Raw genomic sequence first — 25,611 nt, 5'->3', positions numbered from 1 at the left:
CCTGCCATTCGGCTTGGGTGCGAGGTTCATGGCGCAGCGTTCGTCTTGGTGAACCGACCATTCTGCCGGCGGGCGAGGGCCATGCCCACCGCTTGAATACCCTTGATCGGTGAGGCCCGGATAGTATCGTTACACCGGCATGAACGGTACCCGTCACCCGGTTTCATGTTTTGCGGCTTCCGTGGGGAGGGAGACCTCGAAATGCACCCTCAGCCCGGTTCGCAGCAGGAGGCGGACCAGCTCGTCGATGGTGAATCTGTCAGTTCTGCATTGCCTCAGCTCGGTGAGCCGGGTGCGGCCGAGTCCCAGCAGGGAGGCCGTTTCGCCAGGCGTGAGCCCCTGCGCGTCGATCCCTGTGAGCAGTGCGGCCATGAGGCTGTCCCGAATGGCCTGCTGTTGGGCCACAAGGCGCCGCGACTCGGTCTGCAGGGCGGCGGCGGTGTCAAAGCCCAGATCCTCGAATATGTTTCCGCCGGCTGGGGTGATATGACCGGATTGTTGGTTCATTCGTCCGTACCTTCCTCGATCTGCTGTGGTCGGTCGCAGTGTGCGGCCCCTCGACCGGGGCAAGCGAGTTTCCGCTTGCCCCGATCCGGGTGCGCCGGAGGCGCCGCTGCGATGGCCCCGGATGAACCACCGATTTTCCCATGGCCGACTTCTCAGCGCATGTGGTTGGTCAGGGTGCTGAGAATGCTTTGCAATCCACTGATCAAGCGTTCGGGATTCTGCATGAGTTTCTGGTTGTCGGGATGTTTCGGCCGGGTGCCATGTGCCATGGAGTTACGCAGATCATTCAGGGTCCAGTAGGCTTTTTTCAGCCATTGCGGATGCTCACCGGCCCGGATTTGCCCCTGAAACTCGGCACCGATGTTTTCGCGGTCCTGATAATTCAGGGGATCGTAGTTTTGTTCCAGGCACAGGTGGGTGATTAGTGCCTCTAGTCCCAGGATGGCGGCGCGCAGGGCGTCCCCCCGGTCCAGCGCTCGTTGGGCAAGCAGGCGTTGTTGTTCGGCGAGGTTATCCTTGCTTGCCCAGGACAGTCGCTTGTGCAGGGTTTCCTGAAAAAGCGAGCTAGCGCCGCCAAGGGGCTCCTTGAGGGCCTGGATGACCGTGCGAAGTTGGCTCGCGGCATTGGAAATATTGCTGATGCGCTCAAAATGGGCTGCCTTGATCAGGCACTGAGCCGCCCCTTCGGGGAGGCCATCGGCCTGTAGCAACGGGGTAAACACGCCGTAATCGCCGCTAACGTCAAATTTGTCCAGCGCACTCACCCACTGCTGCACGGCGTTGAGTCCATCCAGGCGAAGCACCGGCGTGATGCCGTTCCGGGTCATGTCCAGCGCGCCGTACCAGAGCCCTTCGACCTGTATCTGTTGGCGCAGGCGCTCGATCATGAAGGCGGAAAGAAAGCCGATCATGCCGAGATGGCGAAAGCCGTGGGTGAGATCGAAATGGATGCTGTGCTGCTGTTTCCCCAGTTGCTCGGCGATGGTGCTGAGAATCTCGATCTGCTCTTCGGGGCTGCTGCCCGCAGGTACCAGGCGGGGGTTTATCTGATGGCCCAGTGCCGCTCGGAACAATGGGGCAACCTGATCCAGCAATGTCTGGGTGACCCGGCCTTCTGCCTCGGCTTCCATGAGTTCAAGGCGCAGGTGCTCATCGGCATCCTGGGCGGTGTGGTGTTCAAGCAGGGCGCCCCACATGCTGCCGGCGGTGCCGAGGATGACGACGTGCTCGGGGCCCAGATAGTCCGCGAGGGCCAGCCCGAAGTAGGGCGTCTTGCGCGCCTGCCCATCCGGAAAATCATAGGTGGCATCCCGGTAGCCGGTTTGGGGGTTGTCCCGACCTTTGCCGAGCAGCGTCAGTAATGTTGTGGGCACTTCGGATTGCTCCCGTCAGTTGTTGTCGAAAATGATCGTCAGATCTTCCGGGAGCCGATTTCCACCCCCTCGACTGGATTTGGGACTTTGGCATCGCGCCGCGAGCGTGGCGCCGAGTTCCTCCTTGAGAATGGTGTTCATGCGCGACTTGATGGGTTGGAAGTATTTCTTGATCTGTTCTTCGTCGCCCCGGCAGGATCTGAGCGCACGCTCGACTTCCTCGTAAATGTGGCTGTCCTTCCCGTACAGCTTGGTGACGTGCTCCAGGAACTCGGCATGTTCTATCCAGTCGACTTCCGGGTTCTCGCTGTTCGCCCGCCTTGCCAGCCAGTACAGGAGGGCGAAGGGGGTGTCGGTGAGTGGGACGGGAATGCCATTGACGCGTATGCCCCGGGCCTCCCGGGACTGGTTGATTCGGAGGGTGGCTGGCTCATGGGCGAGATTGGCCAGCTTGACCGTTTCGGTGAAGTTGGCCTTCCCGTCCAGCAGGCGATGCGGCATGCCTTCACGCAACCGGACGAAGGGGATATGAGCCAGTTGGATCGTGGCGTCGGCGCAGTTGAACGCACGGGGTTTGGGTTCACGGCTCTGGATGATCCGGGGGTAGGGCGTCGGGTAGTAGAACTCCGGGTGGCTCTCGTAGGGAGCACTCACGAGAATGTGCGAGAGCTGGTCCTGCGGCCGTCCGTACAGGGATAGGGCATAGCCGGTGTAATAGCCCATGGTCTTTCTTCCACCGGCGAGGGAGACATGTAGTGCGCTGTTCGGGTCATGGGTGAGATCCCGCACGAGTTCGGCAATGCTGTTGGCCGCCGCCTCGTTGTCGGCGGGTGTGCGGATGTCATCTAGGACCTGGCCCGCCTCGTCCGTGATGCAGTGGATGTGCGACGAACCGAAAGCGATGGGCGGTAGGCTGTAATCATCGCAGAGTTTCTTAAACCAGCCCGTGTCCTGCGATAGCAGATTCAGGCGGGCCTGATCTGCGCCACTCGCGGTCGTGATGATGTGTACCTCGTTGGGTATCCAGGCTCCTTGACCCGCCTCCGGGTTTACTGCCAGCGCATACAGGGTTTCCGTCATTACCTGGGGGGACATGCCCGTTACGCAGAGCAGAATGCGTTTCTTGATATGAATGTCGTTCATTTCAAACCCCTCCTGGGCATATCTTCAAAATTATTATGGGGCGACCGATTCCCCTGAGAGATCAGTTGCAGCCATCCGAGCTCATAGGGGATGGTTTCGAGTTCCTCGGTACTTAATATGACCCCCTCGGGCAGTCGTTCGAGCAGACGAAATACCAGTGCGCTATCCCCCGGGTGAAGTTGAACACTGATGCGTTTCATTTGAACAGATCGCTCTAGAATTTTGCTCAGCAAACTGGCGGTTCCTTCATGACCAATAGCTGACGACACAACTTGACCATCCAGACGTTTACGGGCTTCAAAGGAGGAAATGGGTCCCAGAAACTGGTAGGTGCCGTAGGCGGTGAGAACCGGGGCATTCAACAAATAGACCATGGGAAGCGCTCAAGTCGTGATAGTGCGGTGGATAATAGCGGGTTTTATTCAGGTTCCGATTACCGCAAGCTTGCAGCACGTTTAGTATTCGTAGAGGGTCGCCGATGGATCAGTTGCAGTATCGCCAAGCTCTGTAACTGTTCCTGAATTTTTGGTTTGAATAAGTGCGTTTCTAAGCATTACAACCACTTGATCTGGGGTGAGTCCATGATTCGCTGCGAAGTCGATAACTATTCGCCAATTTTTTTCGGCATGGTTATTTGCGGGTGTCCATAAAACTGAAGGAGGTAGTTCATTGGATATCAAGCTTTGCCATACTGTATCCGGCTTAATTCCACACTCGCTGGACTTGTCCTGTTCATCGTTCCATTGGAACTGATTCAGCCACTGCTTCATTTCTTCTCGGTTTACACCAGCCGTTGGCAGAAAAACAATACTGACGCCCCCGGCAAGTACCGCCAACCCCCGGAATGCACCTGTGATGCCAGTCAGCCTGACCTGAGTCCTAATCACCCTCCATGTCTAGGAAGAGTCATTGGCTTTCGATGCCTGTGTATATAGGAAGCTTAGATGGGAAGGACTTGCCACAATTCCCCCACAGTTTCTTGTGGCGATAAGGGATTGTTGCTGATTGCGAATGATCGCCAGTGATTAGATAACATGTTGAATTAATTGGTGCCCGGAGCCGGAATCGAACCGGCACGATCTTTCGATCGAGAGATTTTAAGTCTCTTGTGTCTACCAGTTTCACCATCCGGGCAGGCGGCGCATTGTATCGAAGTTTGCGGGGCTTCGGTAGGGAGGGGCTCAGCTACTGAGTGGCCTGAGTACGCAATGATCATCGGGAGCGAGTACGTCCCAGCCATGTCGTGATGCAGAGACACCCTCAAGGAAAAACAAACCCCGGTCGATGCCGGGGTTTGGTGTTTTGGGCGCGGGATGGCGCTTAGTCGTCCCGGACGCAATCCACGAAGTAGCGCTTGCCGAATTCGGTGTCTTCGGCGATGAGGCCATGGACATCGGTCTCGAAGCCAGGCAGCTGCCGGTTGAAATCCCGGGCGAACTTCAGGTAGTTGACGATGACCTTGTTGAAGCGTTCGCCGGGAATCAGCAAAGGGATGCCGGGCGGGTAGGGCGTGACCAGGGAGGCGGTGATGCGGCCTTCCAGTTCGTCGATGGGCACGCGGTCGATCTGCTTGCGGGCCATTTTCGCCCAGGCGTCCGCCGGGCGCATGGCCGGTTCCATGGTGGAGAGGTACATCTCGGTGGTCAGGCGGGCGACGTCGCTCTGCTTGTAGAGGTTGTGCAGCTGGTCGCAGAGATCGCGCAGGCCCATCCGCTCATAGCGCGGATGCTTGGCGACGAAATCCGGCAGGATGCGCCACAGCGGCTGGTTCTTGGTGTATTCGTCCTTGAACTGTTGCAGGGCGGCCAGCAGGGTGTTCCAGCGGCCCTTGGTGATGCCGATGGTGAACATGATGAAGAAGCTGTAGAGCCCGGTCTTTTCGACCACGACGCCATGCTCGGCCAGGTACTTGGTGACGATGGCGGCGGGGATGCCGGTTTCGTCGAAGTCGCCGTTGATGTTCAGGCCGGGGGTGATGACCGTGGCCTTGATCGGATCGAGCATGTTGAACCGATCGGTCATGTTGTCGAAACCGTGCCAGGTGTCCTTGGCGCAGATCATCCAGTCTTCCTGGGAACCGATGCCTTCCTCGGCCAGGGTGTCCGGGCCCCAGACCTTGAACCACCAGTCGTCGCCGTATTCCTCGTCGACCTTGCGCATGGCGCGGCGGAAATCGAGCGCCTCGAAAATCGATTCCTCGACCAAGGCGGTGCCGCCCGGCGGCTCCATCATGGCGGCGGCCACGTCGCAGGAGGCGATGATCGCGTACTGCGGCGAGGTGGAGGAGTGCATCAGATAGGCTTCATTGAATACGTCGCGGTCGAACAGGTTGGCCTTGCTGTCCTGAACGAGCACCTGCGAGGCCTGGGAGAGACCGGCCAGCATCTTGTGGGTCGATTGCGTGGAATAGATCACGGACTGGCTGCAACGCGGGCGGTCGGCGCCGATGGCGTGGTAGTCGCCGTAGAAATCGTGGAATGCCGCGTGCGGCAGCCAGGCTTCGTCGAAATGCAGGTTATCCACGTGGCCGTCGAGCTGGTGCTTGATTTCCTCGACGTTGTAGATGACCCCGTCATAGGTGGATTGGGTGATCGTGAGGATGCGCGGGTTCTTGTTCTCGGCCTGCGATGCGAAAGGATGCGCCTCAATCTTCGCGTGGATGTTCTCGATGCTGAACTCGCTTTGCGGAATCGGGCCGATGATGCCGTAGTGGTTGCGGGTGGGCATCAGGAACACCGGGATCGCCCCGGTGAGGATGATCGAGTGCAGGATCGACTTGTGGCAGTTGCGGTCGACCACCACGATATCGCCCGGTGCGACGTTCGAGTTCCACACCATGCGGTTGGAGGTGGAGGTGCCGTTGGTCACGAAGAACAGGTGGTCGGCGTTGAAAATACGGGCGGCATTGCGCTCGGAGGCGGCCACGGGACCGGTGTGGTCGAGCAGCTGGCCCAGTTCGTCCACGGCGTTGCAGACGTCGGCGCGCAGCAGGTTTTCCCCGAAGAACTGGTGGAACATCTGGCCGACCGGGCTTTTCAGGAAGGCCACGCCGCCCGAGTGGCCCGGGCAATGCCAGGAATAGGAGCCGTCCGCCGCATAGCCGGTGAGGGCGCTGAAGAACGGCGGCGCCAGCGAACTGAGGTAGGCACGCGCCTCGCGGATCACATGTCGCGCGACGAATTCCGGCGTGTCCTCGAACATGTGGATGAAGCCGTGCAGTTCCTTGAGGACGGAATTCGGCAGATGGCGACTGGTGCGCGTTTCCCCGTACAGGAAGATCGGGATGTCCGCGTTGCGGAAACGGATCTCCCGAATGAACTTCTGGAGCTGCACGATGACCGGCAGCTCTTCATCGACGTCGTTTTCCCCCATGGTGTGGAATTCCTCGTCGTCGATCGACACGATGAACGCAGAAACCCGGCTCTGTTGCTGGGCGAAGGAGGCGAGGTCGATATAGCTCGTGACCCCCAGTACTTCTTCACCCTCGGCACGGATGGCATCGGCCAGCGCGCGAACGCCGAGGCCGGATGCATTTTCTGAACGGAAATCTTCGTCGATGATGACGATGGGGAAACGGAACAACATATGAGGTTTCCTATGCTGGTGTCTGTGAAAACGGGTGCGGCGAATCGCCACGGGTACACCAAAAGAAGGGGCATTCTAACGCAGCCAAACCCCAATTTTGAGCATTTCCTGTGACGAATTATTGAAATACGGTACATAGATTCCGCGGATACGCCGTGGTCGAACCTAAGACCCTGGATCCTCGTCAGAATTGCCCAAAGCCTGCCAGGGTTGAAGGGGGGCGACGTTCTGGCTTTTTGCCGCGTGAGTGACGCCAACAATGCGCGATGTCTGCGGCCGGACGATGTTCATCGCAAGGCTGGTGAAAGCTCGGCCTGGCAGGGTTTTCCGGTACGTTCTGCGCAGTGATGGTGCTCAAGGGCGGGCGTTTGCCATAAAACGAGGCATGACGTGTTTGGTCAGTTTTCTGCTCCTCGCTTTTTCTAATTTCACAAGGTGCTGTTTTATAACAAAACTATTCATGTGGATGCTGTTGTTCCCGTGTTGGCACGGTTGTCGCAATACATTGTTTGCCACGCCAGCGTGTCACGATGCATCAATACCCCGGTGCAGCTGGGCCGCTTCAGCATGGCAGCGTCTGACTCCTCCTGTTATTGTTGGGCACCCGTTTCGGGTGCCTTTTTTTCTTGTTATTTTTATCTTGGATTTTCTTGTTTTGGAGCGCGGTTTGGCGATGCAGGGTGAGCGGAAATGACGGCTTTGGGGCCCTTGATGGTGGATGTGGCCGGGTTGGCCCTGACGGAAGGCGAACGGAGTCGTTTGCGTCATCCTTCCGTGGGTGGCGTGATCCTGTTTGCCCGTAATTATGAGTCGCCCGAGCAACTGGCGGCACTGACGGCCGAAATCCGGGCGCTGCGCCATCCGCACCTGCTCATCGCCGTCGATCAGGAGGGTGGCCGGGTGCAGCGTTTTCGCGACCAGGGCTTCATCCATCTGCCGCCGATGGGGCGCCTGGGCGAGGTATTCGCCAAGGATCGACAGGCCGGTCTGGAGGCGGCGCGATCCCTGGGCTGGTTGATGGCCGTCCAATTACGGCAGGTCGGTGTGGATCTCAGCTTTGCGCCGGTGTTGGATCTCAATCGCGGCGTCAGCGGTGTGATCGGCGATCGGGCGTTCGCGCGCGAACCCGCCGCGGTCGCCGCCTTGGCGATCGCCTGGATCGGCGGCATGAAGGACGCGGGCATGGCGGCGGTGGGCAAGCACTTCCCCGGTCATGGCTCGATCGCGGAGGACTCTCATATTGCCCATCCGGTCGATCGCCGTACGCTCGAAACCATCGAGCGTGAGGATTTGCGACCCTTCCTGGCACTGATCGAGCGATACGTGCCTGCCCTGATGGCGGCCCACGTGATCTATCCGGCGGTCGATAGTCTGCCGGCCGGGTTTTCATCGGTCTGGATCTCGCGCATGTTACGTGAGCAATGGCGCTATCAGGGTGCCGTGTTCACGGACGATCTGACCATGGCGGCCGCCGAGGCGGGCGGGGAAATCGAAGATCGGGTCGATGCCGCTCTGGCCGCAGGATGCGACATGGCGTTGATCTGCAATCATCCGGACTGGGTGGATCGGGTGTTGGCCTGTCGGGAATATCCGGCCGATCCGGTCCGCGAGGCACGTCTGGCGCATCTGCTGGCCCATGGTCACGCGCACCCGCCGACGGTGGAACAACTGGAGAAGGACCCGCGCTTCGCCGAAGCGCGGACCTGGGTCGAACGTCTGTATGATGCGAATACCGAAACGGGCTGGTTTTTGAATGAAGAGTGAGTGGGAGGAATCTATGAGCAACGAGCTCGAAGCGGATCGACGCACCATCGAGCGTGTCACGGAGTTGAATGCACTGCTGGCCAGCTGCGATGTGCTGGTGACGGAAGCGGAAATGCAGGCGATCTATGACCGGATGGCTCAGGAAATCACCCAATCCCTGTCTGAGCGTCTGCCCATCGTGCTGGCCGTGATGAATGGGGGGCTGATCGTGAGTGGTCAGTTGCTCAGTCGGTTGCGTTTTCCCCTGGAGGTGAGCTACCTGCATGCCACGCGCTATCGGGGTTCGACTTCCGGTGGGGCATTGAAGTGGCTGGCACAGCCGGACATGCTCCTTACCGGGCGGGATGTTCTCATCCTCGACGATATCCTGGATGAGGGTCATACCCTGAAAGCGGTTCGCGACTGGTGCGAGGCGGCTGGTGCGCGCAAGGTATGGATCGCCGTGGCGACGGACAAGCTGCATGATCGCAAGGTGCCCAACATGAAGGCGGACTTCGTGGGCCTGTCGGTGCCCGACCGGTACATCTTCGGCGAAGGCATGGATTATCACGGTTTTTTCCGGAACGTGGCGGGCATCTATGCCCTGCCGGAATCGCACTGAGCGGGGCGCGACATGAATCTGGCCATTATCGGCGGAACGGGCTTGAGCCAGCTCGAAGGCATGACGGAGATCCGTCATCAGGTGGTTTCCACGCCCTACGGCGAACCTTCGGGGCCCGTGACCATCGGGCGCATGGGGGGGCACGAAATCCTGTTTCTGCCCCGCCATGGCTACAACCACCGGATCGCACCGCACGAAATCAACTATCGGGCGAATATCTGGGCGCTACGTGAGATGGGTGCGGCCCGGATTCTGGCTGTGTCGGCGGTCGGGGGCATCAGTGCGGCGATGAAACCCGGCAGTCTCTGCGTGCCGGACCAACTGATCGATTACACCTGGGGGCGGCCGTCCACCTTTTTCGAGGGCGATCTCGAATCCGTGACCCATGTGGATTTCACCCATCCCTACGATCCCGAGCTGCGTGCAGCGTTCCTCGAAGCGGGGGCAGCACTGTCCATTCCGATGATCGACGGTGGCACCTATGCAGCGACTCAGGGGCCGCGGTTCGAAACCGCTGCGGAAATCCGGCGTCTTTCCCGGGACGGATGCGACGTCGTGGGGATGACCGGCATGCCCGAGGCCGTGCTGGCTCGGGAGAGCGATCTGCGGTACGCGAGCCTGAACGTGGTGGCCAACTGGGCTGCCGGTCTTCAGGGTGATGGCCGGGTCGACATGGACGAGATCAATCGTACCCTGGGCATTGCCATGCAAGATGTTCGTCGTTTGATCGTTCGCATGCTGCAGTATCACATCTAGTCGCGATACCGGACCGGGATGACGCTCAGGCTCTGAGTCGCTGCGCTCGGCACCCATCCGGGCACGCCGTTCCGAACAATTCGCTGCAATCCTCGGGCGACATGCGTAAAATGTGCCGCATTTCCGTCTTCAATTTCTCTCCGTCTTTTCATTTTGGGAACCGTTGCCACCATGTCGCAAGCCAACCGTTACACCGGTCTGATCGACCGTTACCGTGATCGTCTCCCGGTCACCGACACGACCCCTGTCATCAGTCTGGGCGAGGGCAATACCCCGCTGATCCGATTGCAGAACATTCCGGCCAAACTGGGCCGCTCCGTCGACATCTACGTCAAGTACGAGGGTCTGAACCCGACGGGTTCGTTCAAGGACCGCGGGATGACCATGGCGGTGACCAAGGCCGTCGAAGCGGGTTCCAAGGCCGTGATCTGTGCGTCGACGGGCAATACGTCCGCCGCCGCTGCGGCCTATGCGGCCCGTGCCGGCATCACCGCGTTCGTGCTGATCCCCGACGGCAAGATCGCCATGGGTAAGCTGGCCCAGGCCATGATGTACGGCGCCACGACCCTGCAGATCCGTGGCAACTTCGACGACGGTATGCGCCTCGTCAAGGAAGTGGCCGATCATGCGCCGGTCACCATCGTCAACTCGATCAACCCTTTCCGCCTGCAAGGCCAGAAAACCGCGGCTTTCGAGATCATCGACGAACTGGGCCGTGCCCCGGACTACCACTGCCTGCCCGTCGGCAACGCCGGCAACATCACGGCACACTGGATTGGCTACAGCGAATCCTGCACGGCGCCGGGCGGCCACGTCACCGATAGCTGCGCCTTCTGCGAGGGTGCCTGCCAATATGCTCAGGGTATGCTCTGCCAGCATCGGCCGAAGATGATTGGTTATCAGGCGGCCGGTTCGGCGCCGTTCATCCGCGGGGCGATGGTCGATCATCCCGAGACCGTGGCCACGGCCATCCGCATCGGTCATCCCCAGAGCTGGGATCGTGCCTGGAAGGTCATGTCCGAGTCGGGCGGCTGGTTCGCCGAAGTGACCGACCTGGAGATTCTCGCGGCGCAGCGCATGTTGACCCAATATGAAGGCATCTTCTGCGAACCGGCATCGGCAGCTTCGCTGGCGGGCCTGATCAAGGATATCCAGGCGGGCAAGATCGAGGAGGGCGCGACCGTCGTGCTGACCCTGACCGGCAACGGCCTCAAGGATCCGGATACGGCCATCGCCCAATGTCAGGGCGAGGCCGAGGGCGTCGAAAAGGCACGTATGCTGACGATCGATGCCAATCTGGATTCCGTGCGTGGTGCGATTCTCGGCTTCATGTAAGCAGAATTCGTGAACCCAAAAAAAAGCACCTTTCGGTGCTTTTTTTGTTTCTCGCGACGCCCTCGTCGGAATCGCCTGGTCAACGATCAATAGGTGATCTTGCCGCCCAGTTCCTTGGCTTGGCTGACCCAGGATTCACAATCCTTCAAGGAGGGGTTGCGACCGGAGAGCTTTTTCTCGGTATTGATTTCGACCATCTTCGCCTGGAGGTTGTCAGGACGGCGGTGAGCCAGTTCCTTGACCGTATCCACGCCGGACATCTCGAGCAAATCACCGAATACGCCACCAATGCCCTTGATGCGTGCCAGGTCGGCCCGGTTGGCCAGTTCCAGCACTTCGGCAGTCGTGACGCCCAGCTTTTCGGCCCATTGCTTGCGGCCGGCCGGCAGGGCAATCGCGTCGATCAAAGTATCCGAATTATTGATTCCCGCTTTCTTGAATCCTGCAACCATCGCATCCGTGATTCCACGCAATTCTTGAATAGGTGTGGCCATCGATCTCTCCTGTTTGATTGTGAGGCAAAACGATCATACGCAATTTCTGGTGACCGTACGAAGAGATCGTCTAGGTGCCTTAACAATAAGCAGATTATTGATTTTGCACGGTTTACCTATTGCGAAGTGATTTATTGTTGGTCGCAACCTCGCTGATGACGGTGCGTTGGCAGATTTATCCTGATAGGCCGGGAAGCAGACCCAACATCTTCAAGCCGATGAGCAGCAGGAAGACGGAAAAGACCTGCTTGAGTCTCGGGACATCCAGCCGATGGCAGAGCCGCGCGCCCAGTGGCGCGAAACTCATGGTGGCCGGTACCAGCAGGGCAAAGGCCAGCCAGTTCACGTACCCCGTTGATCCGACCGGCAGGTTCGGCACGTGCCAGCCCGAATAGATATAACCCAGGGTGGCAGGAACGCTGATGATGAAACCGACGAGCGAGGCGGACCCGACAGCCCGATGGATCGGGTAGTCGAACAGGTTCAGGATGGGGACCACCAGGGTTCCGCCGCCGATACCCAACATGGAGGCAAGACTGCCGACGCCGGTGGCGATGGCCGACTGGATCGGGTGACTGGGTAGTTGGTCGGCCAGTCGCGGTTTGCGTAGAACGGTCCAGAACATGTGCAGGGCGACGATGGTCAACAGACCGCCGAACAGGGTTTTCAGGGTCGCACCGGGGACGATCGAGCCCAGGGTGGTGCCGAGCATGACCCCGACGATGATCCAGAGTGCCCAGCGCCGGATGAGTTCGAGATCGATGTTGCCCCGTCGATAATGACTTCTCGCCGACATCAGGGACGTGAAGATGATGGTTGAGAGGGACGTGCCGACGGAGAGCGGCATGGCCAGTTCGGCGCTCATGCCGAGCCCGGTGTAGATGTGATAGAGAATCGGCACGAGCACGATGCCGCCGCCGACGCCCAGCAGTCCGGCGAGCAGCCCGCCGACGGCACCGGCGACGAGCAGAAGTGGAATGAGAATGATCAGGTTGCTATCCACGTTGAGGGACCTTGGCGCTTGGTTGGGTTGATCGATGGGTTTCAGGTTGGTCAATAGGCCGCGACACAACCGTCGCTGCGCGGATCGAATCCGCCTTCGAGCAGTCCGTCCGTCCTCCGGCTGATGGCGCCTGCATGGCCGACCATTTCATCGAAGGCGCCGACGGGCTCGACGTCATGGCCCAGTCGGGCCAGGGCCTCGACGGTGGCCTGCGGGAACCGGTTCTCCAGCTTCAGGGAGGTGGAGGGGTTGCCCCAGGTTCTGCCCAGCAGCCAGCGCGGCCGCGTGATCGCGTCCTGCGGGCCGACATCGAATCCGGCAATGCGGCTGAGCAGGGCGGCCTGGGTTTGCGGTTGGCCATCGCCGCCCATGCTGCCGTACACCAGGGTTCGACCATCCTTCAGTTCGGCCAGGGCCGGGTTGAGGGTGTGAAACGGTTTGCGCGCCGGTGCGATGCTGCGGGGCGTATCCGGTTGCAGGGAGAAACTGATGCCCCGGTTCTGCCAGACGATACCTGTGTCCTGGAGGACCACGCCGCTGCCGTATTCGTGATAGAGGCTCTGGATGGCCGAGACGGCACGCCCTTCGCTGTCGACCACGCCGAACCAGGTGGTATCTCCGGGGTCGCCGGGGCCGCGCCAGGGCAGGGTGCTGTCCGGACGAATCTTGGCCGCGAGGGCATCGAGTCGCTCGTCGCTGAGCAACTCGCTGGCGGGAATCGACATGTCCTGCGGATCGCTCACGTACCGATCCCGGGTCTGGAAGGTAAGCTTGGTCGCCTCGACCAGCAGGTGGATGTATTCGGGGCTGTCCGGCTCTGTCTCCAATCCGCCCGCCCGCTCGAACAGCGCCAGGATCATCAGGGATGCCAGACCTTGCGACGGCGGGGCCGTGTTGTAGATCTGACCCCCGGCAAAATTGGTGGTCAGTGGCGTGACGAAATCCGCCTGGTGCGGGTAGAGATCCCGTTTGCGTACCGGGCTGCCGATGCGCCAGAGCTCGTCGCTGATGATGGTGGCCAGTTCCCCGCGATAGAACGTGCCCGATCCGTGACGCGCGATCTGTCTCAAGGTTTCAGCCAGCGCCGGATTGCGTTCGGTCGCGCCGATCGGTCGTGACAGGCCCTGATCGAGGAATACGGCTGCGAAACCCGGTATCTCGCGGAGCTCCTGCGTGCGCTCGCTTGTTGTCCGTGCCTGGGACTCGGTGACCGGGTAGCCCGTTTCGGCGTAGGTGATCGCATCGGCAAGAATTCGGGACAGAGGCATCCGTCCTTGCCAGAGTCGGGTACTGTAATCCAGTGCCTTGTCCCAGGCGGAGACCGCGCCGGCCACGCTGTTGGCAGCCAGCGGGCCCCGCGTCGGAATCGCATCGTAGCCATGTTCGTTGTAGAAGCAGGCATCGAGCTCCATCGCCAGTCGTCCGGCACCATCGATGCTGACCGGTGCACTGCCGGGCGACTTGAACAGCCAGAAGGCATCACCGCCGATACCGGTCATGTGCGGGTAGACCACGGCCAATGCGGCGGCCGTGGCGACGGCGGCTTCCAGAGCGTTGCCGCCGTCGCGGAGAACGGAAAGTCCGGCCTGTGCCGCGAGATGGTGGGGTGCGACCACCATGCCTCGATTGGCCAGTGTCGATTTCAACATGAGGTTTTCCTTCTTGTTCCGAATGTGGCGGCGGACATTACCAGCCCACCACGCCCGGGAGCCAGGTGGCAATTTTCGGGAACACGATCACCAGGGTCAGTGCCAGGGCCTGGATGCCGATGAAGGGCAGCACGCCGAGGTAGATGTCCTGGGTTTTCACTTCCTTGGGCGCCACACCCTTGAGGTAGAACAGGGACCAGCCGAAAGGTGGTGTCAGGAAGGACATCTGCAGGTTCATCGCCACCAGGATGGAGAGCCAGACGATATCCACGCCGGCATGCTGGAAGAACGGCAGCATCAGGGGCAGGACGATGTAGGAGATCTCGATCCAGTCCAGGAAGAAGCCGAGGAAGAACAGCAGCACCATCATGAAGATGAGGGCACCCCAGACGCCGCCCGGCAGGAAGGCGAACAGCGAGTCGATCAGATCGTCGCCGCCAAGGCCTCGGAAACTGAGGCTGAAGATCTGCGCCATCATCATCACGAAGAGCGTCATGCCGGTGATCTTGAACGTGGAGATCACCGTTTCTCGAAGCACGGAGAAGCTGTACCGGCCTGAGAGTACGACGAGCAGCAGCGCGCCCAGAGCACCCATCGATGCGGCCTCGGTCGGTGCCGCGATGCCGCCGATGATCGATCCGAGTACGGCGAAGACGAGGGCGATCGGCGGAAGCACGACTTTCAGCAGATCGAGCCAGACTTGGCTCGTCGGCATGGCGTCCCGTTCATCCTGGGGAATGGGCGGCATGGTTTGCGGCCGGAGCCGAGCCATGACCCAGATGTACAGCAGATAGAGTCCGGCCAGCATGAGTCCCGGGATCAGTGCCGCCGCGAACAGCGAACCGATCGAGGTGCCGGAAATATCCGACAGGATGATCAGCACCAGGCTTGGCGGAATGATCTGTCCGAGGGTGCCGGCCGCGCAGATGGTGCCGCACGCCAAACGCTTGTCGTAGTTGCGACGCAGCAGGGTCGGCAGGCTGATGAGACCGACCGTGACGACGGTGGCGGCCACGATGCCGGTGGAGGCGCCCATGAGCACGCCGACCAGAATGATCGCGATCGCCATGCCGCCGGAGCGCTTGCCGGACATGTGTCCGATGACGTCGAGCATCCGTTCGGCCAGCCGGGATTTTTCGAGGAGCACCCCCATGAAAATGAACAGGGGAATCGCCAGCATCGTGTAGTTGGTGGCGACGCCATAAATGCGCATCGGGATCAGGTTGAACAGATCCGTGCCGAAGCCCACCAGTCCGAACAGGATGCCGCTGACCGCCAGGGCGAACGGCACGGGTATGCCGGCCAGAATCAGCGCAAACAAGGAGACCACCATGATGATGGCAAGAATTTCCAGACCCATGATCAGTGCTCCTGTTGTGGGTGTGTGTACAGGTTGACCAGGGCCAGGAGGAACATGGCAACCCCTTGAAGGGCCACCAGGGCAAACCCAATGGGTACGAACGCCTTGAGCAGCCAGCGGTCCGGCAAACCGCCGGGATCCGGGGAGCCTTCGTTGATGGCGTAGGACATTTCAACGAAATGCAGCGACATGTAGGCGATGAAGAGGCCGACCGGTACCACGATGACGATGGGTAACAGGACGTCGAGCCAGCGTTTTACATGTTCGCTGTAGTGCTGATAGAACACGTCGACGCGCACATGCTCCCCCTGTTGCAGGGTGAACGAAGCGGCGATCAGGGCGATGACTGCCAGCACGTGCCATTCGAATTCCTGTTCGGGCACCCAACTCACGTGAAAGAGATAGCGTGCGCCGACGTCGAAGGCGACCAGCAGAACCAGTAATAGGGTCAGCCAGGCGGTTGTCTGGCCGATGAGTTCGATGACCCGGTCCAGGCGTCGGCCCCAGCGGGCCGCGCCATTGATCCAGCGCGGGGCGCCGGATGGATCCGAGGTCGCGCTGCCCGGAGCCTGGGCCGGGGGCAGCGAAGTTTCAGGATGCGTCATGACAATCTACCGTAGGGCACTCACAGATTTTCCGTGAGCACGACCTGCTCGCTGATGTTCAGCCAGCTGTCTGCCCGCTTCTTGAAGGCGAAATAGTTCTCGTACACCTTCTTGGCTTCCGGTTGCTTGGCCGTCAGCGTATCCAGCGTATCGAAGGTGACCTCGCGCAGCTTCTTGATGATCTCGGGCTTGAGCGTCTTGACCTGAACACCGTGGTTGTCCACGAGATCCTTGAGCGCTTCGGCATTGTTCGCGTTACACCAGGCAAAGCTGATCTGATTGCACGCAGCGGCAGCATTCTCGATAACGGCCTGCAGATCCTTCGGCAGTGAGTCCCAGACTTTCTGACCGATCAGCAGTTCGGTCACGTTGTTCGGCTCGTGCCAACCCGGGGTGTAGTAGTACTTGGCGCCGTTCATCAGGCCGAGCTTGCGATCCAGGTACGGCCCCACGAACTCGGCCGCATCGATGACGCCCCGCTGCAGTGCCGGGAAGATTTCCCCGCCGGGCAGCAGTTTGACGCTGACGCCGAGCTGTTCGTAAACCTTGCCGGCGAGGCCCGGGATACGCATGCGCAGTCCCTTGAAATCCTCGATGGATTCGATCGGCTTGCGGAACCAGCCCGTCATCTGCATGCCGGTATTGCCTGCAGCGAACGCCTTGACGCCGAACGGCTTGTAGACTTCGTCCCAGAGTTTCTGACCGTCGCCGTCATAGAGCCAGGCATTGGTGGCCAGCGGGTCCATGCCGAAGGGCACGTTGGTGAAGAACTGTGCCGCAAAGGATTTGCCTGCCCAGAAGTAGGCGTTGCCCCAGTTCATGTCCACGGTGCCTTCACGAACGGCATCGAAACCGGCCAGGGCAGGGATCAGTTCGCCAGCGGCATAGAACTTGATCTTCAGGCGCCCGCCGGACATGGCTTCGACGCGTTGGCAAAAGTCGGTCGCACTGCCTGGGCCGACGCTGTAAAACGGAGAACCGGCCGGATAGGCGCTGGTCATCTTCAGGGTAAAGGTCTTGCTGGAATCCGCCTTGGCAATGGCGGGGGCCATCAACATGCCACCGGCAAGAGCGCCGCTGGTTTTCAGAAAATCACGCCGTTTGTTGCTCATCTTGGTACTCCATCGTGAGTTAAGTGCACTACAGAATTAATCTGGGTTTACAACCGTTCGGATGTGATGTTTCTACAGCAATGGTCGTGCCAATTTGGATGAAGCTATCTAACATCATGAAACTAAATGATAAAACAGGAAGGTATTCCTGGGGGCTATTTACAGGAGTGCACTCGATCCGATTCATTTTTTCGGCGGGTCGAGAGTGGTTAACGTTCGTTTGTCAGCTGGATTTCGAAATTCCGTTCGTTTGTAAAGTCATGCCTTGCTAAACTCGTTCGAAAGCATGCTTGAGGTGCGTCCGATCACCTTGTTTGTATGAAAACGCGCCATGATCGAACATTTGCACCATTATGGCGCATAAAATGGAGGGCATCATGAATCGATTGGATACCGAAATCGTCAGTCTGCTCATCAAGAACGGGCGAATGTCCTTTGCCGAAATCGCCCGTCGGCTGGGCGTCACCCGCGCGCATGTGCGCGATCGCGTCCAGGCGCTTCAGGACGAGGGCGTGATCGAACAGTTCACCGCAGTCATCAATCCGGAAAAGATGGGCAAAACCGTGTCGACCTTCCTGGACATCAAAGTCGCGCCGCAGGGGATCGAGCAAATCGCCGACGAGCTGGCGGATCAGCCGGAAATCGCCAGTCTCTACATCATGAGCGACATGAAGAGTCTGCACGTCCATGCGCTGACCGATACCTACGAGCGTCTGCATGAATTCGTGCGCGAACAGATTTTCACGCGCGCGCATATTCTGAGCGTGGATAGCCTGACCTTGCTGAAACGGATCAAACATCGTCGGGGCGGGCCGCGCTTATAGCCGGGCCGATTGCCGCCACGGCGATGGTTTGCCGCCCGGTATCTCCTGCCGATCTATCCGATAGGTAACCTTTTCCCGTTCGGCCTGTATAAAAGACGAACCCACCTATCGGAAGCATCTGTGGACATCAACGGCCTGGTCGAGCGAAGCATCTCCGGTGATCACGACGCATTTGCCGTCGTGCTGCGCCACTTCCAGCGACCCCTGTTCGGTTTTCTGGGGCGGATGGGCTTTTCTCAAGCCCAGGCTGAAGATCTGGCGCAGGAAACCTTCTTGCGGGCATGGCAAAAACTCGGTGATTACGATCCGCAACGGGCGGCCTTTTCCACCTGGTTATTCACCCTGGCCCGAAATCGGGCGCTGAACGAACTGAATCGCCCCGCCGCGCGTCACGAAATCCTGATGGGGGATGATCTCCCCGATCACCCAAGCACTCAGCCCGTCCCTCTGAACCAATGGTTGATACACGAGCAACACCAGTTGCTCCAAGCGGCGCTACGCCAATTGCCCTTGGCCGATCGGAGCGTTCTGGCGCTGGCGTATATCGAAGACCTGGATTTGTCCGCGATCGGCCGGATTGAAGGGGTTTCTACCGGTGCCATCAAGACCCGATTGCATCGGGCACGACAAAAACTGCGTGAATTACTGGGCGTGGAATTTCTGGAGAACAACGATGAATGATGAATTGGATCGGCTGTTGGCACGCGATCTTCTGAATGTGCCGGATGACTTCGAGCGCACCGTCATGGCCCGGATTCGCGAACTGCCCGACCCGGCCGCGCGGGTTCCTGCGCGGCCATCGCCCAAAGCGACGCACTGGCTGGCCGGATTGGCCCTGGCCGGTGGCGCGGCCGTGGGCCTGTTGCAATTGCTCGGGTTCGTCTTCGGCATCTGGATGGCGACCAGCGCCAATTGATAGGCAGCGATGACCGGATTCTTTGCCGGCTTTTTCGCCGAATTCCGTGAATGAATGATGAATTTAAGGAGTACCCCTTGATGAACAATGCACCCCGTCGACCCTTATATGCGGTTCTGATGTCGCTGATCCTGCCCGGCTTCGGCCAGCTCTACAACGGCGAGGTCAACAAGGCCATCTGGCTGTTTCTCGCCTTTTCATTGCTCAGCATTCCTGGCGTGGTGTTGATTGCGCTGTACCTGCCTTCGGCGTGGATGATGCCCATGCTTGTCCTGGGCCTGATCCTGACGCTGAGCGTCTGGGTGTACGGGCTTTGGGATGCCTGGCGGGGCGCCCGCGCGCGCTCGACCTATGTTCGGGCGCCCTGGCAGGTGAGCAGCGTCTATGTCCTGGTCTTCATTCTGTGCGACATTTTGGCGGTGCCGTTACTCACCGGCTACGTTCGCGCCCATCAGGTCGAGGCATTCACCGTGCCCAGCGCCAGCATGATGCCGACCATCGAACCGCACGATTTCATTTTCGCCGACAAACGCTATAACTGCCCCGGCTGCCACACCGCCGTACAACGCGGCGACATTGCGGTCTTCGTCTATCCTAACAACCGGACACGCTATTACATCAAGCGCATTATCGGGCTTCCGGGCGATCGTGTGCAGATCAAGGGCCAGGCCGTTACGGTCAATGGGCAGCCGTTGACGGTACGCACGCAAACCGAACAACAGATGACCCGGGTGACCGAAGCCGAAGGCCAGCGACACTGGCAGGTCGAGTGGCAAGATGCGAGTCCGGCAACCGACATCGATACCACCGTGCCGCCGGGGCAGGTCTATGTTCTGGGCGATAACCGGAGCGCGGCCACGGATTCCCGTACGTTCGGCACCGTTCCCCTGCGCGACGTCGTCGGCAAAGCAAGACAAATCTGGTTTTCCTGGGGAGAGGGCGGGGTGCGCTGGTCTCGTTTGGGGCAGGTATTGGATTGAGCGAAGTAAGCGGCATGGGATCGAGCAGAACGCGTGGACAACCCCGATCAGGAGTCACCGCGAATACGATCGATATTGAAAAGATGACCGCGCAAGAGCAGTTGCAGACGATGGAAGCCCTGTGGGATGCACGCACGCGGCACATGAACCTGTCTCGCCGGTTTGGCACGATGAGATTCTGCAAGCTCGGCGGGAAAAAATTGCATCCGGTCAGGCAGCCTTCATTTCTTTGGCCGAACTGAAATCCAACGGGGAAAAATGAAGATTCGGGAAATCCAGATTCCGACTGCAGCGGCGCAGGATCTGGATGGAGGCAGGCGCTTTGACGATAAAAGCAAAGCGGCATCGGCAATTACTCCTGGGCCGGCCTGCTGGCCGATATCGAGTCACTGCTGATTCATGGCGGTGCAGCCGTTCAAAAATTTAGCCCGCTTCTCCAGGACTAATTGGCGGTGTGTAAAGATCGAATCCGCTGCCGGGGCAGCACGATGATTGTGGTTTGAGGGAGAATTGCCCTTTCTGCCACTCGCCCATCCGTGACGCATCCTGTATTCACCGCCCCTGATTCGCCCATTGGTGCCGTCACCTAATTGTCATATTGGTGATGCAATGCCCTGGTAGTTAACTGGGTTAATCGCCTTGTATCCAGAATAAACCCATGTTTTATCGTGTTATTTCGGGCTTTTGTTTCTATCTTGTTGATTTGATAGCACCTGTATTGTTAGCGTTGCAACGTGAAAAGACTTGGGGCATCGAAAATGGTTCGCTAGGGTATAACCGAAATAGGGAATTATCTGGGGATAATTTATGCGTGGACCATCATTTTACGAGACAGGGTTGTTCGTACGAAGTGGTTCCTTGTGATACGGGCGACTGTCGAAAGGTGGGGTAAATAAATCGTGCTCTGTCCCCAGTTTGGAAAGAAAGATTGGGGGCTTACCATAGCCTGTTCCAGGCGCACGTTGATCCCAAACAGACGTCATGCGTTCGGCAATCAACCGACATGGCCTTGGGGGATGATCGCTTCAAGGAAGAAGTCGCCCGATTGACAGGGCAACGGACTGAACAAAACAGCGAGGGCGGAAGCCCAGGGAAATGAAGTTATGATTAATTTTACTCTGACCGCAATTGTCTTATCTCGAACCTATTTTGCCTACTTCAAGACGGCGCTAAATGTGCGTGATTATTCGGGGCCACGAAACTCACTTAGGCATGGGTTAACGATGTGATCGGCTTACTCTATCTCGGTTTTCTTGCTGGCTACATCTTTCTGATTGTGCTGGCCGCACGCTTTGGCGCGCATCTGGCGAGAAGATCTGGCCACAATCCCAAACTCTGGGGATTGATCGCTGGATTGCTGGTGTATTTGCCCGTTTTTTGGGATTTTGTCCCGACTGTGGTTTTGCAGTGTTACTACTGCGCCACGCAAGGTGGTTTTACTCAGTACAAGACGTTGGACAAATGGAAACGGGAAAATCCTGGTGTTTCGGAAACGTTGGTTCCTAGCCAGAGTGCGGCAACTTTACTAAAACCAAATATACGACGCTACATGCTGAATCAACGATTCGTCTGGGATGTCACAACATCTTACCGCCTACTGCATATTCGCGAGCGAGAAGATCGCATTATAGATATTAAAACAGGCGAGTTGATGGCCCAATATGTGAATTTCGATACGGATGTCGGCAGTGTTGAAACTGGTATTAGAGATTTTCGAGACTACAAGTTCTGGTTGAATATTGGCTCGTGCGGTTCTTGTGGTTTTCGAGGAGAAAGAGTTTTTTATCGACAAAAATATCTATTCCAATATCAAAAGGAGTTTGAAAAATGAGTACATTCACACTGCTTGAGTCAGCAATGCTTTCTGAGGCGGCATATGCAGATTTCAGTAAAGGAAATCGATGGGGTCAGAGAAATCGATGGGGTCAGAGTCAATGATCCAAAAATAATTTGGGTCAGAGTAAAATTACCGACTTCTGAGTTTTGCAAGCCTTTCTTGGGAGGAGTTTCGGCATTAGCAAGATTGTCCGAGTTCCGGATGGTGACTAAACGGCGAGGGCGGAAGGCCAGGGAGATGAAGTTATGCTTTATTTTACTCTGACCCCAATTGTCCCTAATGCATGTCGGTAACCCAAGGAGGGGGAATGTGCGTCATTTTGCGCTGAATCCAATTGTTCTTTTTATTCTTCAAACCGGAGCACGCATTAAATGGCGGGTCTAGTCATACTTGCGATCATGATCGTCTATCTGATCATCAGCCTGATTGTGGTTCAGCTGGCACGGAAAACCGCCAAAAAGTACGGTGGTCGCGGCTGGGTATGGGGTTGGGTCGCCGCATTGGTGATGTACAACCTCGTATTCTGGGACTGGATCCCTACGGTCGTCATGCATAAATACTACTGTACGACCGAGGCGGGGTTCTGGGTTTACAAATCGCGGGAAGAGTGGATTAAGGAGAACCCGGGGGTATTTGAGACGCTAGTTTCCCCAAAAGGTGCGCGCAATACTTTTGAAGGGAGTACAGATAGTGGCAATTATACAGATACTTATATAACAAATCAAAGGTTTAGATGGGTTGTCAAGCGATCTGGCCCTCATCCACTTAATTTGTGGCGAGAAGAGCAGAAGTTTGTCGATGTAAAAACCGGTGAGGTTCTGGCGAAATATGTTGATTTCGCTAGTTCGCAGATTCGGCCGACTGGGTCGTGGCAGGGATGGAAGTTTTGGTTGTATAGCCCGCATTGCGCGGGAGGGGATATGAATAAAAGTTTGATGCGTGGTTTTAAAAACTCATTGAAAGGGAGTTTGGAAGAATGAATACCTCAAAGTTTTTTGAATTGGCTGAGCTGGCTGAAGCGAGTTATGCAAATCTATGGGACGCAGATAAAAATCGATGGGGTCAGAGTCAATGATCCAAAAATAATTTGGGTCAGAGTAAAATTACCGACTTCTGAAATAATTTGAGTCAGAGTAAAATTACCGACTTCTGAGTTTTACAAGCCTTTCTTGGGAGGAGTTTCGGCATTAGCAAGATTGTCCGAGTTCCGGATGGTGACTAAACGGCGAGGGCGGAAGGCCAGTGAGATGAAGTTATGATTAATTTTACTCTGACCCCAATTGTCCCTAATGCATGTCGGTAACCCAAGGAGGGGAAAAGTGCTTCATTTTGCGCTGAATCCACTTGTTCTTTTTATTCTTCAAACCGGAGCACGCATTAAATGGCGGGTCTAGTCATACTTGCGATCATGATCGGCTATCTGATCATCAGCCTGATTGTGGTGCAGTTGGCGCGGAAAACCGCCAAAAAATACGGTGGTCGCGGCTGGGTATGGGGTTGGGTCGCCGCATTGATGATGTACAACCTCGTATTCTGGGACTGGATACCCACGGTTGCCATGCACCAGTACGCCTGCAACACCGAAGGGGGCTTCTGGGTTTATAAAACTCCAGAGCAGTGGGAAAAGGAAAATCCCGGGGTATTGGAGACTTTGGTTTCCCCAAAGAATGCTCCTCACACTTTTGAAGGGAGTACTGATAGCGGTAACTATACCTTCGTATTTTTTACGAATGACCGTTTTCGGTGGGTGGTGAAAAATTCTGGCCCTCATCCACTTAATTTGTGGCGAGAAGAGCAGAAGTTTGTCGATGTAAAAACCGGTGAGGTTCTGGCGAAATATGTTGATTTCGCTAGTTCGCAGATTCGGCCGACTGGGTCGTGGCAGGGATGGAAGTTTTGGTTGTATAGCCCGCATTGCGCGGGAGGGGATATGAATGAAAGTTTGATGCTTGGTTTTAAAAACTCATTGAAGGGGAGTTTGGAAGAATGAATACCTCAAAGTTTTTTGAATTGGCTGAACTGGCTGAAGCGAGTTATGCAAATCTATGGGACGCAGATAAATCCCAAGTTATAATTGGAAAGGATGATGTAATTAAGGCTTTGGGGAAAACTGGTTTCAGTGAATCCCAAGCCACCGAATTTACTACGAATTGGGAAGTGGTTTCCGGCGGTCATCTACCAAATACCGGTACCGGATATTCCGGTACCTTGTTTCGGCGCTTAACCGATGACCCCGTGTCGGGTTTCAATAAAGGGCAGTATGAATAATTGGGGTCAGAGTAAAATTACCGCTACAAAGAAGAAGTGGCACGATTGACAGGGCAACGGACTGAACAAAACAGCGAGGGCGGAAGCCCAGGGAGATGAAGTTATGATTAATTTTACTCTGACCGCAATTGTCCATGGGGGATCGAATTAAACCGCGGCTGGTCCCCAATTTCATGGCAGAAACCCAAGGAGGTCGGTGTGCTTAATAATTGGGGTCAGAGTGAAATTACCGCTACAAAGAAGAAGTCGCCCGATTGACAGGGCAACGGACTGAACAAAACAGCGAGGGCGGAAGCCCAGGGAGTTGAAGTTATGATTAATTTTACTCTGACCGCAATTGTCAATTGTCACAATAGTCCTGACCGAAATTGTCCTGATTCTGCCTACTTCAAGACGGCGCTAAATGTGTGTGATTACTCGGGGCCACGAAACTCACCTAGGCATGGGTTAACGACGTGATCGGCTTACTCTATCTCGGTTTTCTTGCTGGCTACACCTTTCTGATTGTACTGGCCGCACGCTTTGGTGCGCATCTGGCGAGAAGATCTGGCCACAATCCCAAACTCTGGGGATTGATCGCTGGATTGCTGGTGTATTTGCCCGTGTTTTGGGACTTTGTCCCGACTGTGGTTTTGCAGTGTTACTACTGCGCCACGCAAGGTGGTTTTACTCAGTACAAGACGTTGGAAGAATGGAAGGCTGAAAATCCTGGTGTTTTGAAAACATTGGTTCCAGACAAAAGCCTAATGGCTATTGAGCAGGGAAATACACGGAGATATGTGTTGAATCAGCGTTTTGTCTGGGATATCACAACGAGGTACCGCCTGCTGCATATTCGTGAGACGGAAAATCGCATTGTAGATATTAGAACAGGCGAAGTGTTAGTCAAATATGTGAATTTCGATACGGATATTGGCAGCATTGAAACGGGTATTAGAGATTTTAGGGATTATAAGTTCTGGTTGAAAATTGATTCATGTGAAAGCAGTGATCAGTCTCAGCAAATTAAATTTAACGGATACCTTGGATCTATTAAAGAGTTTGGGAGTAAGTGAAATGGAAGTTAGTGACCTGTTTTTGAGTTCTTCAGTATCTGAAACCAGTTATGCCAATTTACAAGCTGCCAAGAAAGCAGATGGATCCTTCGATCTTGATAAGGTGCGAGCTGCTCTAATTGCGAAAGGATTCTCCCCGACCCAAGCCGCCGAATTTGTCACGCAATGGCGAGTGGTTGATCATCAGCCCAATACACTGACTGGTCTATCTGCGACGCTATTTGAACGTCTAGATGTCTCCGGTGGTGTTACAGGCGAATTCACCTTGGCGGTCAGAGGAACGGAACCTTTCTTAGATCCTGAATAATTGGGGTCAATGATCCCAGATCGGATTTAAATCGTGGTCTGTCTCCCTATTTCCTATGTCCCCAATTTCTCAGACCGGTCAGCGCCGGGTGATCGAGTATTTCCTGGCCCCTCTACTGCAGCACTCATGAGAAAGCT

At 57.0% G+C, this 25,611-nt stretch carries 27 protein-coding genes and 1 tRNA gene; 15 read left to right on the top strand and 13 right to left on the bottom strand.

Annotated features, from left to right (window positions below):
- Nucleotides 1-153: 153 nt before the first annotated feature.
- The 7 genes from A9404_RS03990 to A9404_RS03965 all read right to left on the bottom strand — a co-directional run bounded on the left by A9404_RS03990 (nucleotide 154) and on the right by A9404_RS03965 (nucleotide 6,608).
- Nucleotides 154-507: a helix-turn-helix domain-containing protein gene (locus tag A9404_RS03990; RefSeq protein ID WP_066098880.1), complete on the bottom strand. Its 354-nt coding sequence runs from the start codon at nucleotides 505-507 to the stop codon at nucleotides 154-156.
- 152 nt (nucleotides 508-659) lie between these two features.
- On the bottom strand, nucleotides 660-1,880 hold the full coding sequence (gene csx2, locus A9404_RS03985) for a TIGR02221 family CRISPR-associated protein (RefSeq protein ID WP_066098878.1): 1,221 nt from the start codon (nucleotides 1,878-1,880) through the stop codon (nucleotides 660-662).
- A gap of 15 nt (nucleotides 1,881-1,895) precedes the next feature.
- On the bottom strand, nucleotides 1,896-3,023 hold the full coding sequence (gene csm6 / locus A9404_RS03980; protein ID WP_066098876.1) for a CRISPR-associated ring nuclease Csm6: 1,128 nt from the start codon (nucleotides 3,021-3,023) through the stop codon (nucleotides 1,896-1,898).
- Nucleotides 3,020-3,397, bottom strand: a complete 378-nt coding sequence (locus A9404_RS03975; protein ID WP_066098874.1) for an STIV orfB116 family protein — start codon at nucleotides 3,395-3,397, stop codon at nucleotides 3,020-3,022. Before A9404_RS03975 ends, csm6 begins: the two co-directional genes overlap by 4 nt.
- Nucleotides 3,398-3,478: 81 nt before the next feature.
- Nucleotides 3,479-3,859 (bottom strand): hypothetical protein, encoded by a 381-nt coding sequence (locus A9404_RS13325; RefSeq protein ID WP_156521225.1) that lies wholly within the window; start codon nucleotides 3,857-3,859, stop codon nucleotides 3,479-3,481.
- 211 nt (nucleotides 3,860-4,070) lie between these two features.
- Nucleotides 4,071-4,157: transfer RNA gene (locus tag A9404_RS03970), tRNA-Leu, on the bottom strand.
- A 186-nt stretch (nucleotides 4,158-4,343) separates the two neighbouring features.
- Nucleotides 4,344-6,608 carry an arginine/lysine/ornithine decarboxylase gene (locus tag A9404_RS03965; protein ID WP_066098872.1) on the bottom strand — a complete coding sequence of 755 codons (2,265 nt, stop codon included), beginning with the start codon at nucleotides 6,606-6,608 and terminating at the stop codon, nucleotides 4,344-4,346.
- 690 nt (nucleotides 6,609-7,298) lie between these two features.
- Here A9404_RS03965 and nagZ point away from each other — a divergent pair.
- The 4 genes from nagZ to thrC all read left to right on the top strand — a co-directional run bounded on the left by nagZ (nucleotide 7,299) and on the right by thrC (nucleotide 11,064).
- Nucleotides 7,299-8,372: a beta-N-acetylhexosaminidase gene (nagZ, locus tag A9404_RS03960; RefSeq protein ID WP_066098870.1), complete on the top strand. Its 1,074-nt coding sequence runs from the start codon at nucleotides 7,299-7,301 to the stop codon at nucleotides 8,370-8,372.
- Nucleotides 8,373-8,385: 13 nt separating this feature from the next.
- The gene (locus A9404_RS03955; RefSeq protein ID WP_066098868.1) at nucleotides 8,386-8,973 is read left to right on the top strand and encodes a hypoxanthine-guanine phosphoribosyltransferase; all 588 of its coding nucleotides are present in this window, start codon (nucleotides 8,386-8,388) and stop codon (nucleotides 8,971-8,973) included.
- A gap of 12 nt (nucleotides 8,974-8,985) precedes the next feature.
- On the top strand, nucleotides 8,986-9,729 hold the full coding sequence (locus A9404_RS03950; protein ID WP_066098866.1) for an S-methyl-5'-thioinosine phosphorylase: 744 nt from the start codon (nucleotides 8,986-8,988) through the stop codon (nucleotides 9,727-9,729).
- Nucleotides 9,730-9,900: 171 nt separating this feature from the next.
- Entirely contained in the window at nucleotides 9,901-11,064 is a 1,164-nt protein-coding gene (thrC, locus tag A9404_RS03945) for a threonine synthase (protein WP_066098864.1), read from the top strand.
- An 86-nt stretch (nucleotides 11,065-11,150) separates the two neighbouring features.
- Here the strand turns inward: thrC and A9404_RS03940 are convergent, their stop codons facing one another.
- From A9404_RS03940 to A9404_RS03915, 6 genes are all read right to left on the bottom strand, one after another.
- Nucleotides 11,151-11,558, bottom strand: coding sequence for a DUF4332 domain-containing protein (locus A9404_RS03940; RefSeq protein ID WP_066098863.1), 408 nt, complete (start codon nucleotides 11,556-11,558; stop codon nucleotides 11,151-11,153).
- Between the two features lie 175 nt (nucleotides 11,559-11,733).
- A complete protein-coding gene (locus A9404_RS03935) occupies nucleotides 11,734-12,561 on the bottom strand; it encodes a sulfite exporter TauE/SafE family protein (RefSeq protein ID WP_066102760.1) in 828 nt (275 codons plus the stop codon).
- A 50-nt stretch (nucleotides 12,562-12,611) separates the two neighbouring features.
- The gene (locus A9404_RS03930) at nucleotides 12,612-14,210 is read right to left on the bottom strand and encodes a gamma-glutamyltransferase family protein (protein WP_066098861.1); all 1,599 of its coding nucleotides are present in this window, start codon (nucleotides 14,208-14,210) and stop codon (nucleotides 12,612-12,614) included.
- Nucleotides 14,211-14,247: 37 nt separating this feature from the next.
- A complete protein-coding gene (locus A9404_RS03925; RefSeq protein ID WP_066098859.1) occupies nucleotides 14,248-15,570 on the bottom strand; it encodes a TRAP transporter large permease in 1,323 nt (440 codons plus the stop codon).
- Between the two features lie 2 nt (nucleotides 15,571-15,572).
- On the bottom strand, nucleotides 15,573-16,175 hold the full coding sequence (locus A9404_RS03920) for a TRAP transporter small permease subunit (protein WP_082922722.1): 603 nt from the start codon (nucleotides 16,173-16,175) through the stop codon (nucleotides 15,573-15,575).
- A 20-nt stretch (nucleotides 16,176-16,195) separates the two neighbouring features.
- Nucleotides 16,196-17,287, bottom strand: a complete 1,092-nt coding sequence (locus tag A9404_RS03915) for a TRAP transporter substrate-binding protein (protein WP_066098857.1) — start codon at nucleotides 17,285-17,287, stop codon at nucleotides 16,196-16,198.
- 377 nt (nucleotides 17,288-17,664) lie between these two features.
- Here A9404_RS03915 and A9404_RS03910 point away from each other — a divergent pair, with 377 nt between their 5' ends.
- From A9404_RS03910 to A9404_RS13305, 11 genes are all read left to right on the top strand, one after another.
- Entirely contained in the window at nucleotides 17,665-18,111 is a 447-nt protein-coding gene (locus tag A9404_RS03910; RefSeq protein WP_066102754.1) for an Lrp/AsnC family transcriptional regulator, read from the top strand.
- Between the two features lie 120 nt (nucleotides 18,112-18,231).
- The gene (locus tag A9404_RS03905; RefSeq protein WP_066098856.1) at nucleotides 18,232-18,792 is read left to right on the top strand and encodes an RNA polymerase sigma factor; all 561 of its coding nucleotides are present in this window, start codon (nucleotides 18,232-18,234) and stop codon (nucleotides 18,790-18,792) included.
- Entirely contained in the window at nucleotides 18,785-19,027 is a 243-nt protein-coding gene (locus A9404_RS03900; RefSeq protein ID WP_066098854.1) for a hypothetical protein, read from the top strand. Before A9404_RS03905 ends, A9404_RS03900 begins: the two co-directional genes overlap by 8 nt.
- A gap of 80 nt (nucleotides 19,028-19,107) precedes the next feature.
- The gene (gene lepB / locus A9404_RS03895; RefSeq protein ID WP_066098852.1) at nucleotides 19,108-20,007 is read left to right on the top strand and encodes a signal peptidase I; all 900 of its coding nucleotides are present in this window, start codon (nucleotides 19,108-19,110) and stop codon (nucleotides 20,005-20,007) included.
- The gene (locus A9404_RS13320) at nucleotides 20,004-20,249 is read left to right on the top strand and encodes a hypothetical protein (protein WP_156521224.1); all 246 of its coding nucleotides are present in this window, start codon (nucleotides 20,004-20,006) and stop codon (nucleotides 20,247-20,249) included. The genes lepB and A9404_RS13320 overlap by 4 nt, the downstream gene beginning before the upstream one ends.
- A gap of 983 nt (nucleotides 20,250-21,232) precedes the next feature.
- Complete coding sequence (locus tag A9404_RS13315; protein ID WP_156521223.1) at nucleotides 21,233-21,838, top strand: hypothetical protein; 606 nt, start codon at nucleotides 21,233-21,235, stop codon at nucleotides 21,836-21,838.
- A 377-nt stretch (nucleotides 21,839-22,215) separates the two neighbouring features.
- Nucleotides 22,216-22,824: a hypothetical protein gene (locus A9404_RS03890; protein WP_066098850.1), complete on the top strand. Its 609-nt coding sequence runs from the start codon at nucleotides 22,216-22,218 to the stop codon at nucleotides 22,822-22,824.
- Nucleotides 22,825-23,225: 401 nt separating this feature from the next.
- Nucleotides 23,226-23,834, top strand: a complete 609-nt coding sequence (locus tag A9404_RS03885) for a hypothetical protein (RefSeq protein ID WP_066098848.1) — start codon at nucleotides 23,226-23,228, stop codon at nucleotides 23,832-23,834.
- Entirely contained in the window at nucleotides 23,831-24,112 is a 282-nt protein-coding gene (locus A9404_RS13310) for a hypothetical protein (protein WP_156521222.1), read from the top strand. The genes A9404_RS03885 and A9404_RS13310 overlap by 4 nt, the downstream gene beginning before the upstream one ends.
- Before the next feature lie 455 nt (nucleotides 24,113-24,567).
- Complete coding sequence (locus A9404_RS03880) at nucleotides 24,568-25,167, top strand: hypothetical protein (protein ID WP_066098846.1); 600 nt, start codon at nucleotides 24,568-24,570, stop codon at nucleotides 25,165-25,167.
- Nucleotide 25,168: 1 nt separating this feature from the next.
- Entirely contained in the window at nucleotides 25,169-25,474 is a 306-nt protein-coding gene (locus tag A9404_RS13305) for a hypothetical protein (protein WP_156521221.1), read from the top strand.
- Nucleotides 25,475-25,611 lie beyond the last annotated feature (137 nt).

Source organism: Halothiobacillus diazotrophicus (assembly GCF_001663815.1).
GTDB lineage: Bacteria > Pseudomonadota > Gammaproteobacteria > Halothiobacillales > Halothiobacillaceae > Halothiobacillus > Halothiobacillus diazotrophicus.
The sequence above is the reverse complement of the archived record's forward strand: the minus strand, read 5'-3'. Positions and strand labels throughout refer to the sequence as shown.